A 15,085-nucleotide genomic window follows, 5' to 3' on the forward strand; every position below is an offset into this window, starting at 1 on the left:
GACCACCGAGTCGGCGAGCGCGAGCACCGAGCAGACCACGGAGGCGACCAGCGCCGCGGAGGAGGAGCGGTGCTGGTCCCCCGACCAGACCCGCAGCTCGAAGAACCCCTCGGGCAAGCTGCGCGGCGGCGGCCTCGAGATGATCCCCCCGAAGGGCTTCGACGACCGCACCGACACCACCCAGGCGAACTTCGTGACCGACGCGTCCCGGGCAGCGGCGAAGGTCGAGGGCACCTGGTACTCCACCGTCGCGGTCGGCAAGGTCGAGTGGCAGCCGGGGGTCGAGTACCCCGGGGACCGCGACGCCGCGGAGCGCATCTTCGCGTGCCTCGTCTCCAACAGCGCCATCTGGGACGGCACCTCGGGACGCTCCGTGCAGGACCAGGTGACCGAGCCGGTGACCGTGGCGGGCATGTCCGGCTACCGCACCACCGGGGTGCTGCACTTCGGCCAGGACAAGCTCGAGAAGACCGACGGCACGCGGATCATGGTCGCCGTCATCAGCACGCCCGAGGGTCCCTCCGCCTTCATCTCCGACGTCGCCGTCGGCGTCACCGAGCACGAGGAGGCGCAGAACACCGCGTACGACTCCCTCACCGGCCTCTCCGGCTGATTCAGACCACCGAGGAGGCGAGCCGGCACAGGTTGTCCAGCAGCATCATGGGTGCCGGCCGCTTCTTCCACTCCTCGAGGGTCAGCTCCCGGCTGCGGGAGCGGTAGACGTCCTCCACCTCGCGCATGCGCTCCATGAAGTCGGAGCCGCCCACCATCATCGAGCTCTCCATGTCCAGCAGGAACGAGCGGATGTCCATGTTGGAGGAGCCGATCACGCTCACCGAGTCGTCGATCGTCACGTGCTTGGCGTGGAGGATCGTGGGCGCCCGGTAGAGGTGGATCCGCACCCCCGCCTCGAGCAGCGCCGTGTAGTACGAGCGCTGGGCGTGGAAGACGAGGAACTGGTCCCCGATCTCGGAGACGAACAGCTCGACCTCGACGCCGCGCTTCGCGGCCGTCGTGAGGGCGGCCAGCATCGACTCGTCCGGGACGAAGTACGGGCTCACGGCGCAGATGCGGTGGCGCGCGGAGTAGAAGAGCTGGTTGAACAGCAGCAGGTTGTTCTCGAGCACGAAGCCCGGCCCGCTCGGCACGAGCTGGCACTCGTAGGTGCCGGAGGTGTCCGGCGCCTGGCGCACGAGCTCCTCGTCCTCGAGCACCTCGTCGGACTCGAAGTACCAGTCGATGCCGAAGAGCAGGTTGAGCTCCGAGACGATCGGCCCGCGCAGCCGGGCCATGGTCTCCTGCCAGTGCAGGCCTCGGCGGATGTTCGCCAGCTTGTCGTAGTGGGAGGCGATGAGGTTCTGGCTGCCCATCCAGCCGCGGGCGCCGTCGATGACGAGGAGCTTGCGGTGGTTGCGCAGGTCCGGCCGCTGGAAGGCGCCGTCGCGGAAGGGGCGCATGGGCATCATCGGGAAGTGGGCGATGCCGTGGGCGTCGAGGAAGCGGCGCATGGCCTTGTACTCGCGGCGGTGGCTCACCGAGCCCCAGTGGTCGTAGAGCACGCGCACGGTGACGCCGCGGTCGGCGACCTCGCCGAGGGCGCCGAAGAAGTCGGCGGTGACCTCGTCGAGCCCTATCGTGTAGAAGAGCACGTGGACGTCCTCGCGGGCGGTGCGGATGTCCGCGGCCATGCGGGCGAGGGAGGTCTCGTAGTCGATCTCGAGCTCCACGTCGTTGTTGCCGACGAGCGGGAACGCGCCGAGCTCGCGGTTCAGGCGCACGGCGGACTGCAGCCAGCTAGGACTGTCCTCGTCGAGCTCGCTGTCCGGGATGCCCTGGGCCCGCACCCGCATGAGGCGGTTGACCTGCTGCTGCTTCTCGCGGCGGGCGCGGGGCAGCTGGGCCTTGCCGAGCATGAGGTACAGCGGGAAGCCCACGATCGGCAGCACCATGATCGCGAGCAGCCAGGCGAGCGCGGAGCCGGGGCGCCGGTTGCGGGGCACCACCACGAGCGCTGCGAGGCGCAGGACGATGTCGACGACGAGCAGGGCGTAGGTGCCCACGACGACGCCGTGCTCGGTGATCCACTGCCAGAGACCCTGCACGGGCATTCCCTTCACGACGGAGCGGCGGGCCCCCGGTTCCGGGGACCCGCCGCTCAGCCTACGGAATGCGCCGGCTCAGTCGTTGCCGCGCAGGATCGCGAGGATGCGCAGGATCTCGATGTAGAGCCACACGAGGGTCGCGGCGAGCCCGAAGGCGCAGCGCCAGGCGTACTTCCGGGCGACGCCCGCGTTGGCGGCGCGCTGGACGTCCTCGAAGTCCATGACGAGCGAGTAGGAGGCCATGCACACGGCGAGGCCGCCGATGACGAGGCCGAGCACGCCGTCGCGGAGGCTCTGCCCGGTGAAGAGCAGGTACCCGATGTTCACGAGACCGAAGAGCAGGTACGCGATCATCGCGACCGCGAAGATCTTCGTGAGCGTGGGCGAGGTGCGCAGGATGCCCGCGCGGAAGAGGAGCAGCACGGTGACCGCGACGGCGAGGGTGCCGACCACGGCTTGCAGCGCGATGCCGGGGTAGTAGTACTCCATGGTCCCGGAGATGCCGCCCAGCAGGAGGCCCTCCGCCACGGCGTAGAGCAGCACGAGGATCGCGGAGGGCTCGCGCTTGAAGGCGTTGACGAGGCCGAGCACGAGGCCGCCGATCGCGCCGATCGCGGTCGCGACGCCGGTGATCGCGAGGCCCGCCTGCGCCCCGGCGGTGCCGCCGGTCGCGCTCAGGAGCGCCGGGGTGATCGCGACGACGAAGCCGATGACGACGATGACGCCGAGGGTCGCGGTGATCGCGTTCAGGGCGTCCCGCATGGTCATCCGGCCGGTGTCGTGGCCGGTCGCGGAGGGGCGGGCGTAGATCGCCTCGAGGTCCTCCTGCTGCCCGCCGCCGAACTGCGGGGCCTGGGAGGCCTGCGGGCCGAAGCCGGAGGACCACTGGGTGCGGGAGTCGGGCTGGGCGTAGGCGCTCTGCTGCGAGGACTGGCCGAACTGCGGCGCGGAGGACGCGTTCCGCACGGCCTTGTCCTGGCCGAGGATGATGTTGTGGCGTGCCATGGGCGAGGGCTCCTCAGATGGACGTCGTGGCGGGCCGGTGCCGGTCGCGAGGTGCCGTTCTCCAGCGTCCCGACAATGCCGACGCGCCCACTGTATCGGGCATTCCCGCACCGTGGCTGGGTGCGGGCTCCGCCCGGAGCGAACCCCCGAGGGGTCTCAGGCGTCGACGGTGACCGCGGGGATCGAGCCGGTCACGGGCAGCTCGTTCTCGCGGAGGGTCCGGAGGGTGCGGCGGGCGCGCACCCGGAGCGCGACGAGCGTCCCGGAGACCATGACGAAGCCGAGCACGGAGAGCACGATCGAGACGACCATCGGCGCCTGGTAGCCGAAGCCCGCCGCGATGACCGCACCGCCGAGCGCGGCGCCGAGGGCGTTGGCGACGTTGAACGCGGCGTGGTTCAAGGAGGCGCCGAGCACCTCGGAGCGCCGGGCCACGCGGATCAGCCAGGTCTGCATGGCGGGGTTCAGCACGGAGTTCGTGAGGTTCACGAGGAAGAAGCCCACGATCAGCGCGGTGAGCGAGGTGTGCGCGACGAGGAACAGGCCCACGAGCGAGGCGATGTAGAGCGGGAAGCCGATGAGCAGCGTCTTCTCGAGGGAGCGGTCCGTGCCGGCACCGCCCACGAGGTTGCCGATGGTCATGCCGAGGCCTGCGGCGACGAGCACCCACGGCACGGCGGCCGCGGGGGCGCCGGTGACGCGCGTGGTGATGTCCGCGATGTAGCTGAAGACGGCGAAGGCGCCCGCGAAGCCGATCGCGGCGATGCCGATGATGATCCAGAGCTGGAGGCGGCGCAGGGCGGCGAGCTCGTCGACCATGCGTCGGCCCTCGACCCTGGCCTCGCGCGGGACGGTGCGCAGGAGCGCGACGACGGTGAGCACGAAGACGAGGGTCAGCAGCAGATACACGGCACGCCAGCCGAGGGCCTGGCCGACGGCGGTGAGCACGGGGACGCCCGCGAGGTTCGCGACGGTGAGGCCGGAGAGCGCGAAGGCGACGCCCTTGCCCTGGTTGCCGGGGCCCATGAGGGAGGCGGCGAGCAGGGAGGCGACGCCGAAGTAGGCGCCGTGCGGGATGCCGGCGAGGAAGCGCGCGGCGACGGTGAGCTCGAAGGTCGGCATGATGCCGGAGAGCAGGGTGCCCACGGCGAGGGCGCCCGCCATGGCGACGATCATCGAGGTGCGGCTCCAGCGCACGGAGAGCAGGGCCAGCACGGGGGCGCCGACGACGACGCCGAGGGCGTAGGCGGAGATGGCGACGCCGGCGTGGGCGATGCCGCGCTCGGGGTCGGTGGCCATGAGGCCGGGGAGGAGGGAGTCCGCGATCCCGGGCAGCAGGCCCATGGAGACGAACTCGGAGCCGCCGATCCCGAAGCCGCCGAGGGCGATCGCGAGGAGCGCGAGGCGGCGGCGGGCGGGGGTGAGGGCGGCGTGGACGCCGGTCCGGGTGCTGGGCTCGGCGGATCGGGTGACGGCGGTGCCGGTCTGGTCGTCGATGGTGGTCATGAGGCGTTCGACCTTTGCGGGGAGTGCGTGCAGGGACGGGCTCCATCGACCCGCCACCAGAATAAGCAAACGCTGTTGCGATACGTCAAGGGGTCGGGGCCGAACTCCCGGACGGACCTGACCCAGATCACGTCCCGTGCGACGATGGCGCGATGGGATCCCCGGGCGCTCTCGACCGCGTGGCGGGCGCGCACGATGCCGCCGTGCTCGCCGTCGCACGCCGCGGCGAACCCGTCTCCCGCGCCGAGCTCGCCGCCGCGCTGCAGGTGACGCCCCAGGCCATCTCCAAGATCCTGGGCCGCCTCATGGGCCGCGGCCTGGTCGCGGAGGCCGGCACCGTGATCGCCGGCCCCGGCAAGCCCACGACCCTGTACCGCATGGAGCCCGGCTCCCGCCGCGCGATCGGACTGCACCTGACCCGCTCCCGCCTGCACGGCGTCGTCGCCGACCTCTCCGGCGAGATCATCGCCCGCCGCGAGCTCGAGATCGGCCGGCTGCAGCCCGTCCCCGAGCTCGTCGCGACCCTCGCCGCCCAGGCGCGCGAGCTCGCCGGGCACGGTGACGGGGAGCTCGTCGGCGTGGGCCTCGGCATGCCCGGCCCGGTCGACGCGGCCGACGGCGTCTACCGCGGCACCTCCTGGCCCGATCCCTGGCGCGGCGCCCCGCTGCGGGCGCTGCTCGCCGCGGAGCTCGACCTCCCCGTGCTCCTGGACCACGACTCGCGCGCCGCCCTCGTGGGCGAGACCTGGTCCCAGCCCGGACTGCTGCGCGACGCCGCCCTGCTGCTCGTCGAGGACGGCCTCGGCGCGGCGCTCTGCCTCGACGGGCGGATCGTGCGCGGCGCCCACTCCCACGCCGGCGAGGTGGGCCACACGGTCGTGCGCCTCGACGGCGAGCCGTGCACCTGCGGTCGCCGCGGCTGCGCGCAGGCCGAGCACCAGGCCGCCCTCGCCGCGGGCGACGACGCGCTCGCCGCCCGGATCATCGCGAGCATCGTGCTGGATCTCGTGCGGCTCGTGGACGTGGACCGGATCGTGCTCGGCGGCCGCACCGTCCACGCGCATCACGGCCGCACGATGGACGCGATCCGCGAGGTGCTCGAGGCGGGGCTGCACGGGGAGCCCTGGCAGCACGTGGAGGTCATGCTCTCCACGCGGGGCACCGACCTCATCGCGGTGGGCGCCGCGTGCGAGGTGCTCGAGCACGAGTACGGGATCCCGCAGGCGCTCGTCGGCGCCGGCTGATCCGCGCGCCGTCGCGACGCGGGGCGCTCAGGCGCGGGCGCCGAAGATCGCCGAGCCGACGCGGACGATCGTCGCGCCCTCCTCGACGGCGATCTCGAGGTCCCCGCTCATCCCCATGGACAGCTCCGGCAGCGCCGGGGCGCCGGGGCGGGCGGCGAGGGCGTCCCGCAGCTCCCGCAGCGACCGCAGCGAGGCCCGCACCTGCGACTCCTCGCTCGTGTTCGCGCCGATCGTCATGAGCCCCACGGGGTGCAGCCAGTCGCTCGACCCGAGCCGGTCCACGACCGGGGCGAGCGCCTCGAGGCTCGGCGCGTACCCACCCTTGGACTCCTCGCCGGAGGTGTTGACCTGCACGAGCACGTCCCGCGAGGTGCCGGCGAGCTCGGCGCGGCGCTCGAGGGCGTCGACGATGTCGTCGCGGTCCGCGCTGTGGACGAGCTCCGCGAAGGCGATGACGTCCCGTGCCTTGTTCGTCTGCAGGCGGCCGATGAAGTGCCGCGGCACGCCGTTGCCCGCGAGCAGCGGGTCCGCGTGCTTCGCGATCTCCTGGGCGCGGTTCTCCCCCACGGCGAGGCGCCGGCCCCGCTCGCGGACGAGCGCGACCGCCTCGGCGACCTCCGCCGGGGTGCGGGTCTTCGTCGCGAGCAGCAGGGTGATCGCCGACGCGTCCCGCCCGCTGCGCTCCGCGGCGGCGTCGATCCGCCCGAGCACCGCGTCGAGGCGCTCGGCGAGAGAGGGGGCAGGCGGGGAGGTGCTCATGGCTCCGTCCGGGACGAGGTGCAGGACCGCACCAGGGTACGAGGTGCCCCCAGCGGGGTTCGAACCCGCACTGCGCCGCTTTTAAGGCGGCTGCCTCTGCCGGTTGGGCTATGGGGGCGAGGCTTCAGCCTATGCTGGGGTGATCATGACCGCTGCGATCCGGTCCCTCGCGGACTCCCTGCGAAGGTTCGGCGACGACCGCCTCGAGGCCCTGCTCGTCGCCCGGCCGGACCTCGCCTCGCCGGTGCCCCACGGGATCGGCCCGCTCGCCGCCCGCGCCGCGGGGCCCACCTCCGCCCGCCGCGCGCTCCAGGCGCTCACGCTCCCCGAGCTGCACCTCGTCGAGGCGCTCGCCGTGCTCGAGGACGGCGCCTCCCCCGGGGCGCTCGCGGCCGCCGTCTCCGCCGAGCCGGCCGCCGTCGGCCCCGCCCTCGAGCGCCTCACGACCCTCGCCCTGCTGTGGGGCGAGGACGCCCTGCACCTCGTGCGACCGCTGCGCGAGGGCCTGCGCTCCCCCGCCGGCCTCGCCCCCGCCGATCCGTCGGACCCGGATTCCGAGAAGGCGCAGGCGCTGCTGGACCGCGCCCGGGCCGACGGCGTGCCCGCACCGGTGCTCGACGCGCTCGCCTGGGGCCCGGCCGAGGTCACCGGGGACGGCGCGCTCGCCCGCACCCTCGAGGCCTCCGGTTTCCTGCGCCGCGAGGAGTCCGGGCTCGTCATCCCGCGGCCGGTGCATCTCGCCCTGCGGGGCGGCCGGGTGCGCCGCGCCTTCTCCCCGCTGCGGCCGGCGCCGGAGGGGCCCGAGGTCACCGAGCGGATCCCCGGCAGCCGGGCCGCGCAGGCCGTCGAGCGGGCCTTCGAGGCGCTGCGCCTGCTGGGCACCGTGCGCGGCTTCGACGAGGACCCGCCGGGGGTGCTGCGCCGCGGCGGGATCCCGCAGCGGGACCTGCGCCGACTCGCCGAGCGCGCAGGCACCACCGTGCTCGCGTATGCGACCGTGCTGCAGAGCGGCTGGCAGGCGGGTCTGCTGGGCCACGACGGCCAGGAGTGGCAGGCGACCCGGGACTGGGACGCCTTCCGCGAGCGCGGCGCCGAGCAGCGCTGGGCCGAGCTCGTGCTCGCCTGGGCGCACGGCCGCCACCTCGCCACGATCGTCGGCACCCCCGATCCCTCCGGGGCGACCCGCTCCCTGCTCTCCGACCTCACCCGCCGCGACGGCGCCCGCACGCGTCGCGGCAGCGCCCTGCGCGCCCTGCGGGCCGCCCCCGGGGTCGCCGCGACCGCCGAGTCCCTCGCCGCGAACCTCGCCTGGGCGTTCCCGCTGGTCCCCGCCGCGACCATCCAGGAGGAGGCCGAGGCGGTGCTCGCCGAGGGCGAGGTGCTCGGCGTGATCGACGACGGCGCGCTCACCGTGCTCGGCGACGCCCTCGCACTCGCCCTCGACGACGACGTCACGACGGCCGACGCCCGCCTCGCCGCCGCCCTCCACGAGGCCTCCCCTCCCCCGGTCGACGAGATACTGCTCGACGCGGACCTCACCGCCGTCATCCCCGGCCGCCCGTCGGAGCGCCTGCTGCCGCTGCTGGACTGGGCGACGCCGGTCTCCCGCGGCGGCGCGCTCACGCTGCGCTTCGAGGCGGCCTCGCTGCGCCGCGCCCTCGCCGCAGGCCGGGACCCCGAGGACCTCCTCGCCCTGCTGACGGCGACCTCACGCACCCCGGTTCCGCAGGCGCTCGAGTACCTCGTGCGGGACGAGCAGCGTCGCCACGGGCGGGTGTGCGTCTCGCGCGCCTCGACCGTGCTCACCGCCCCCGCGGAGGTGCTGGACCTGCTGCAGGCCGCCCCGGAGGCGGCAGCCCTGACCCTGCACCGGATCGCGCCGACGGTCGCCGTGACGCTCTCCGACGCGGGCTTCGCCCTGCAGGTCGCCCGGAAGGCGGGGCTCTCCCCTGCGGCCGTCGGCCCCGACGGCCGCGCCGGCGGGCCCGAGCTCACGCACGCGCTGACCGGCGGCGGCGTGGACACGGACCTCGTCACGGTGGACGGCCCCGAGCTGCGACTCGCCCCCGCGGAGGCCGTGGCCCGGCTGCGCGCGGCGGAGGACGGCGAGGGCGACCTCTCCGTCACGGACCGGCTGCTCGAGGCGATCTCGCAGGGCGCCGAGCTGGACCTCGGCATCGTCGACGGCCGCGGCGGGGTCGTGGTGCGCCGGGCGCTGCCGGTCTCCCTCGACGGCGGGCGGCTGCGGGCGCGGGAGCCGGGCAAGCCCGAGGAGTTCACCGTGCTCGTGCACCGGGTGACGCTCGGCTGAGCCCCCATCGCCGGTGACCGTCCGGTAGTCGAGGGATTCACGTCCTCCCCGGCCAGCGACACGCCATGGGGACTCCTCCCCATGGCGCTCCCCGGGGGTTCCCAGGTTACGATCGCTCGCGCCAGGACCGGTCGTCACCCTCGATCGGAGGACCTGGGGCCGGGCGCTACGCGCCCGGTGCTCGATCATCCGAAGGAGTCACCATGACCGACTACACCGCCCCCACCGCCTCGACCACCGGCGGCGCCCCCGTCTCGAAGACGAAGTGGATCGTCCAGCTCGTCGTCGCGTGCGTCTGCGGCATGAACATCCCCACGATCGTCCTGGCGATCCTCGGCCTCGTGAAGGCCGACACCGACCTCCCGCTGGCGAACAAGCTCTACAAGTGGGGCTGGATCGTCTTCGCGATCATCTGGGTCCTCATCATCGCGATGTACGCGATCCTCTTCGCCATCGGTGCGTTCTCGGCGTCCGTGGACACCACGTACTGAGCACCACCGCCCCGGGCACAGCGGCCCGGACGCACGGAAGGCCCGGACCTCACGGTCCGGGCCTTCCGTCGTCAGCAGGGCCTCAGCCCTGCGTCAGGTTCAGTCCTGCTTGGACTCGCGACGATCCTCGGACCACTCCACGTGGAAGGTGCCCTCGGTGTCGACGCGCTGGTAGGTGTGCGCGCCGAAGTAGTCGCGCTGCGCCTGGACCAGGGCGGCCGGGAGACGCTCCGCGCGGACCGCGTCGTAGTAGGACAGGGTCGAGGAGAACACCGGGACCGGGAAGCCGGAGGCGGCGGCGTAGGCCACCACGCGGCGCCAGGCCGGGACGCACTTGGCGATCTCAGCGGTGAAGTACTCGTCCGCGAGCAGGAGCGCGAGCTCCGGGTTGCGGTCGTACGCCTCGGTGATGCGGTTGAGGAACTTCGCGCGGATGATGCAGCCGCCGCGCCAGATCTTCGCCATGTCGCCCAGGTTGATGTCCCAGCCGAACTCCTTGGCGCCGGCCGCGATCTCGTCGAAGCCCTGCGAGTAGGAGACCAGCTTCGCGGCGTAGAGCGCCTTCTGGAGGTCGTCGACGAACTGCGCCTCGTCGGAGATCTCGAGCTGCTGGGTCTCCGCCGGGAGGACCGCACGGGCGGCCTCGCGCTGCGCGGTGCCGCCGGAGGTGGAGCGCGCAAAGGTGGCCTCGGCGATGCCGGTGACCGGCACGCCCAGGGAGAGCGCGGTCTGCACGGTCCAGGCGCCGGTGCCCTTCTGGGCGGCCTGGTCGAGGATGACGTCCACGAACGGCTTGCCGGAGGTGGCGTCCTGGTGGTGGAGCACCTCGGCGGTGATCTCGATGAGGAAGGACTCGAGGTCGCCCTTGTTCCACTCGGCGAAGACGTCACCGATCTCGGAGGCGCCCTTGCCGAGCGCCTTGGACATGAGGTCGTAGGCCTCGGAGATGACCTGCATGTCGGCGTACTCGATGCCGTTGTGGACCATCTTCACGAAGTGGCCCGCGCCGTCCGCGCCCACGTGGGTGCAGCAGGGGGCGCCGTCGACGTGCGCGGAGATCTTCTCGAACATCGGGCCGAGGCGGTCGTAGGACTCCTTGGTGCCGCCGGGCATGATCGAGGGGCCGTTGAGGGCGCCCTCCTCGCCGCCGGAGACGCCGGAGCCCACGAAGTGCAGGCCCTTCTCGCGCAGGGCGGACTCGCGACGGATCGTGTCGGTGTACAGGGCGTTGCCCGCGTCCACGATGATGTCGCCCTCGTCCATGAGCTCGGCGAGCTCGTCGATGACGGCGTCCGTCGGGCCGCCGGCCTTGACCATGATGATCGCGACGCGGGGCTTCTGCAGGGAGGCGACGAACTCGGCGGCGGACTCCGAGGGGTAGAACTCGCCCTCGGTGCCGTAGGAGTCGATGACCTTCTCGGTCTTGCCGACGGAGCGGTTGTGGATCGCGACCTTGAAGCCGTTGCGGGCGAAGTTGCGGGCCAGGTTGGAGCCCATCACCGCCATTCCGGTGACACCGATGTCGGCGACATCAGCGGGGGACGGAGCGAAGCTTGCCATGGGATCTCCTCGGATCGGTGGGTGTGAACCGGGGAGGGTCGCCGCGTCCGCGGTGCGTCGCGCGCCCCGCCCCGGGGCATCGCAGACCATTCTAGGGACCTCGGCGGTCCTGTGTCGGAGCGTGCCACCGCTTGCGCCGCGCGCGGGGCCGTCACCTAGGCTCTTCCTGCGCTGACGGCGTGGGGAACCGGCCGTGGCCGGGGGTCCGCCGGTGTCGCCGCTCACAATCCGACGCCCTCCGAGGGGAGACCCACCATGTCCACCGTCCCGCCGCCTCCCGGCGCGCCGCAGCAGCAGCCCGTCCCGCAGGCTCCCGGGCCCCACCCCGGGACGGATCTCGGCGCGGACCTCGGCGCCGCCCTCGCCTTCGCCGGCCGCTCCCTGCTGCGCAACCCCGCCGCGTTCCTCGTCGCGGGCGCCGTCTACGGGCTGCTGACCCTGATCGTGGTGGGCGCCTCGATCGCCGGGCTCGCCGTCTACATGGTCAACGCGATGCCCTCGGATCCGTACGCGGAGCCCGAGCTCGGGATGTTCGTCGCCGCCTACGCGATCATGTTCGGGATCCTGCTGCTCCTCGTGCCGATCATGCTGCTGTGGGAGTCCGGCACCGGCCGCGCCGGCGAGCTGATCCTCGAGGGCGGCCGCCCGAGCATCGGCCAGGCCCTCGTGGGCCCGGGCCGGATCATGCTCACCGCGCTGCTCATGGGTGTGATCGTCACGATCGGCACGTTCCTGCTCTACCTGCCGGGCCTCGTCGCCTCGATCGCCTTCTTCTACGCGATCCCGGCCGCCGCCCGCGGCGCCTCCCCCGTCGAGGCGCTCAAGCAGAGCGTGCGGCTGGTCCGCGCGAACCTCGGCACCACGATCGTCGCGTGGCTCGTGCTCTCCGTGATCGGCTCCGTCGCCGGGTCGTTGATCATCACGGTCATCGCGCTCGTCCCCTTCACGATCCTCTTCCAGCTGGGGATGTTCGAGCGCCTGAGCGGCCGGGAGCTCCCGGACCTGCGCAGCGCCTGAGGACTCACCTCGGCCGGTCCCGTCGGCCGATCCCGGGGCGCCCCGAGAGGGGCGCCACGTGAGGGGGCCGTCGGCCTCCTGCCCGGCGTAGCCTGGCGGGATGACCGACGGCCCCCTCATCGTCCAGAGCGACAAGTCCCTGCTGCTCGAGGTCGCCCACGAGCGCGCGGCCGCGGCGCGCGCGGCGATCGCCCCGTTCGCGGAGCTCGAGCGCGCCCCCGAGCACGTGCACACCTACCGGATCACCGACCTGGGCCTGTGGAACGCGCGCGCCGCCGGGTACGACGCCGAGTCCGTCGTCGCCGCGCTCGTGGACCACTCCCGCTACCCGGTGCCGCATGCGCTGCTGCTCGACGTCGCGGACACCATGGACCGCTACGGCCGCCTTCGCCTCGAGGCCGATCCGCACCACGGCCTCGTGCTGCGCACCACGGACCGCCCCGTGCTCGAGGAGGTGCTGCGCTCCAAGCGGGTCCAGGGCATGGTCGGCGCCCGGATCGACGAGGACACCTCCGCCGTGCACCCCTCCGAGCGGGGCGCCCTGAAGCAGGCGCTGCTGAAGCTCGGCTGGCCCGCGGAGGACCACGCCGGCTACGTCGACGGCGAGGCGCACCCGATCGGCCTCGCGGAGGACGGCTGGTCGCTGCGCCCCTACCAGCAGGAGGCCGTGGACGGCTTCCGCCACGGCGGCAGCGGCGTGGTCGTCCTGCCCTGCGGCGCGGGCAAGACGATCGTGGGCGCGGGGGCGATGGCCGCGATGGGCCGCACCACCCTGATCCTCGTGACGAACACCGTCTCCGCCCGCCAGTGGCGCGACGAGCTGCTGCGCCGCACCTCCCTCACCGAGGAGGAGATCGGCGAGTACTCCGGCGCGAGCAAGGAGATCCGTCCCGTCACGATCGCCACCTACCAGGTGCTCACGATGAAGCGGAAGGGCGTGCACCCGCACCTCGAGCTCATGAGCGCCCGCGACTGGGGTCTGATCCTGTACGACGAGGTGCACCTGCTGCCCGCGCCCGTGTTCCGGATGACCGCGGATCTCCAGGCCCGGCGCCGGCTGGGGCTCACCGCGACCCTCGTGCGGGAGGACGGCCGCGAGGGCGAGGTGTTCTCGCTGATCGGCCCCAAGCGCTACGACGCCCCGTGGAAGGACATCGAGGCGCAGGGCTACATCGCCCCCGCGGACTGCACCGAGGTGCGGGTCGCGATGCCCGCGGAGGACCGCATGGCCTACGCGATGGCGGAGCCGGAGGACCGTCCCCGCCTGGGCGCCGCGCACCCCGCGAAGATCCCGGTCGTCGAGCGGCTGGCGGCCCGGCATCCCGGGGAGCCGCTGCTCGTGATCGGCCAGTACCTCGACCAGCTCGAGGAGATCGCCGCGCACCTGGGCTCGGAGCTCATCACGGGGCAGACGAGCGTGCGCCGGCGCCAGGAGCTGTTCGCCGCGTTCCGCAGCGGCGAGATCGACCGCCTGGTCGTCTCGAAGGTCGCGAACTTCTCCGTGGACCTCCCGGAGGCCTCGGTCGCGATCCAGGTGAGCGGTGCGTTCGGCTCGCGGCAGGAGGAGGCCCAGCGGCTGGGGCGCCTGCTGCGCCCCAAGGGCGACGGCCGCACCGCGCACTTCTACACCGTGGTCATGCGGGACACGCAGGACCAGGACTTCGCCGCGCACCGTCAGCGCTTCCTCGCCGAGCAGGGCTACGCGTACACGATCGTGGACGGCGAGGACCTCGCCGCCCCCGAGCGTGCGGCCGACGCCGGCTGACCCCGCCCCACCTGCCCGCCCGCGACCGGGGGCGGGGATACAGTGGCGCCAGATCGCATCCCTTCCCCCGCACCCATTCCCCAGGAGCGAGCCATGAGCACCGGACCCGAGAGCACCGACCGTCCCGTCGCGCGTGATCCCCAGCCGATCGATCCCACCCCGACCGCGGGCACCGAGCCCGTCTCCCGGCCCGCGGAGCCGGCGCCCGCGCCGCGCCGCCGTGCAGAGACCTCCGAGCAGCCCCGCACCCCGGAGATCGAGGACGTCAAGACCGGCGGCGGCAAGACCGCCGGCATCTGGATCGCGCTGATCCTCGGCGCCGTGGTGCTCGTCCTGCTGCTGATCTTCGTGATCCAGAACAACGTCAAGGCGACCTTCGAGTACTTCGGCGCGCAGTTCGATCTCCCGCTCGGCGTGGCGATGCTGCTCGCGGCGATCGCAGGCGCGCTGGTCATGGCGCTCGTGGGCTCCGTGCGGATCTTCCAGCTGAGCTGGACCATCCGCAAGCTCCGTAAGACCCAGGCCAAGATCCAGAACGCCGTCCGCTGATCCGTCCAGCGGACGTCCAACCGATTCCCAGGCTGAGGGAGGACGGTGGGCGCCATGAACACCGCTGACCAGGAGTACGAGGCCCGACTGCTCGTCGTCGACGACGAGCCCAACATCCGCGACCTGCTCGCCACGTCGCTGCGCTTCGCGGGCTTCGAGGTGTTCACGGCGTCCACCGGCAACGAGGCGATCCGTGAGGCCACCGAGCACCAGCCGGATCTCGTCGTGCTCGACGTGATGCTCCCGGACATGGACGGCTTCACCGTCACCCGCCGCCTGCGCGACCGCGGCGAGGAGTACCCGATCCTCTTCCTCACCGCGCGCGACGAGACGCAGGACAAGGTCAACGGCCTCACCGTCGGCGGCGACGACTACGTCACCAAGCCCTTCAGCCTCGAGGAGGTCGTGGCCCGCATCCGGGCGGTGCTGCGCCGCACCCACGGCGCCGCGGAGGGCGCGGTCGAGAGCGCCCTCGTGGTGGGCGACCTGCGCCTGGACGAGGACTCCCACGAGGTCTACCGCGGCGACGTCGCGATCGACCTCTCCCCCACCGAGTTCAAGCTCCTGCGCTACCTCATGCTCAACGCCGGGCGCGTGGTCTCCAAGACCCAGATCCTCGACCACGTGTGGGACTACGACTGGTCCGGCGAGGTCGGCATCGTCGAGTCCTACATCTCCTACCTGCGCCGCAAGGTCGACGTGGTGGGCGACCCGATGATCCACACCAAGCGCGGCATCGGCTACGTGCTCCGCGCGGCCGAGTCTCGCTGACCCGC

General features: G+C 72.9%; 13 protein-coding genes and 1 tRNA gene. 8 read left to right on the forward strand and 6 right to left on the reverse strand.

The window, feature by feature from the left end; all coding sequences use genetic code 11:
- Positions 1-613: hypothetical protein (locus ABD080_RS16070; RefSeq protein ID WP_343906381.1), on the forward strand; the 613-nt coding region annotated here is incomplete at its 5' end.
- A 1-nt stretch (position 614) separates the two neighbouring features.
- Here ABD080_RS16070 and cls read toward each other — a convergent pair.
- From cls to ABD080_RS16085, 3 genes are all read right to left on the reverse strand, one after another.
- Positions 615-2,108 carry a cardiolipin synthase gene (gene cls / locus ABD080_RS16075; protein ID WP_343906383.1) on the reverse strand — a complete coding sequence of 498 codons (1,494 nt, stop codon included), beginning with the start codon at positions 2,106-2,108 and terminating at the stop codon, positions 615-617.
- A gap of 69 nt (positions 2,109-2,177) precedes the next feature.
- On the reverse strand, positions 2,178-3,107 hold the full coding sequence (locus ABD080_RS16080) for a Bax inhibitor-1/YccA family protein (RefSeq protein ID WP_343906385.1): 930 nt from the start codon (positions 3,105-3,107) through the stop codon (positions 2,178-2,180).
- A gap of 156 nt (positions 3,108-3,263) precedes the next feature.
- A complete protein-coding gene (locus ABD080_RS16085) occupies positions 3,264-4,613 on the reverse strand; it encodes an MFS transporter (protein WP_137771465.1) in 1,350 nt (449 codons plus the stop codon).
- A 152-nt stretch (positions 4,614-4,765) separates the two neighbouring features.
- Between ABD080_RS16085 and ABD080_RS16090 the strand changes: the two genes are divergently transcribed.
- Positions 4,766-5,857, forward strand: a complete 1,092-nt coding sequence (locus ABD080_RS16090) for an ROK family transcriptional regulator (protein ID WP_137771466.1) — start codon at positions 4,766-4,768, stop codon at positions 5,855-5,857.
- A gap of 27 nt (positions 5,858-5,884) precedes the next feature.
- Here the strand turns inward: ABD080_RS16090 and ABD080_RS16095 are convergent, their stop codons facing one another.
- Positions 5,885-6,616 carry a YggS family pyridoxal phosphate-dependent enzyme gene (locus ABD080_RS16095; RefSeq protein WP_137771467.1) on the reverse strand — a complete coding sequence of 244 codons (732 nt, stop codon included), beginning with the start codon at positions 6,614-6,616 and terminating at the stop codon, positions 5,885-5,887.
- A 44-nt stretch (positions 6,617-6,660) separates the two neighbouring features.
- Positions 6,661-6,734: transfer RNA gene (locus ABD080_RS16100), tRNA-Leu, on the reverse strand.
- Positions 6,735-6,761: 27 nt separating this feature from the next.
- On the opposite strand from ABD080_RS16100, the gene ABD080_RS16105 reads away from it, so the two are divergent.
- Both ABD080_RS16105 and ABD080_RS16110 read left to right on the forward strand, forming a co-directional pair.
- Positions 6,762-8,927: a helicase-associated domain-containing protein gene (locus tag ABD080_RS16105; protein ID WP_343906388.1), complete on the forward strand. Its 2,166-nt coding sequence runs from the start codon at positions 6,762-6,764 to the stop codon at positions 8,925-8,927.
- Between the two features lie 203 nt (positions 8,928-9,130).
- Positions 9,131-9,418, forward strand: coding sequence for a hypothetical protein (locus ABD080_RS16110; RefSeq protein ID WP_343906390.1), 288 nt, complete (start codon positions 9,131-9,133; stop codon positions 9,416-9,418).
- 99 nt (positions 9,419-9,517) lie between these two features.
- On the opposite strand, the gene gndA is transcribed toward ABD080_RS16110, so the two are convergent.
- Positions 9,518-10,978: an NADP-dependent phosphogluconate dehydrogenase gene (gndA, locus tag ABD080_RS16115; RefSeq protein ID WP_343906392.1), complete on the reverse strand. Its 1,461-nt coding sequence runs from the start codon at positions 10,976-10,978 to the stop codon at positions 9,518-9,520.
- 255 nt (positions 10,979-11,233) lie between these two features.
- Here gndA and ABD080_RS16120 point away from each other — a divergent pair, with 255 nt between their 5' ends.
- From ABD080_RS16120 to ABD080_RS16135, 4 genes are all read left to right on the forward strand, one after another.
- A complete protein-coding gene (locus ABD080_RS16120; protein WP_343906394.1) occupies positions 11,234-11,995 on the forward strand; it encodes a DUF7847 domain-containing protein in 762 nt (253 codons plus the stop codon).
- A gap of 100 nt (positions 11,996-12,095) precedes the next feature.
- Positions 12,096-13,760: a DNA repair helicase XPB gene (locus tag ABD080_RS16125; protein WP_343906396.1), complete on the forward strand. Its 1,665-nt coding sequence runs from the start codon at positions 12,096-12,098 to the stop codon at positions 13,758-13,760.
- 93 nt (positions 13,761-13,853) lie between these two features.
- On the forward strand, positions 13,854-14,309 hold the full coding sequence (locus ABD080_RS16130) for a LapA family protein (protein WP_343906398.1): 456 nt from the start codon (positions 13,854-13,856) through the stop codon (positions 14,307-14,309).
- A 54-nt stretch (positions 14,310-14,363) separates the two neighbouring features.
- Entirely contained in the window at positions 14,364-15,080 is a 717-nt protein-coding gene (locus tag ABD080_RS16135; RefSeq protein ID WP_137771473.1) for a response regulator transcription factor, read from the forward strand.
- Positions 15,081-15,085: the final 5 nt, after the last annotated feature.

The organism is Brachybacterium rhamnosum (genome assembly GCF_039526185.1).
In the GTDB taxonomy this organism is placed as follows: domain Bacteria; phylum Actinomycetota; class Actinomycetes; order Actinomycetales; family Dermabacteraceae; genus Brachybacterium; species Brachybacterium rhamnosum.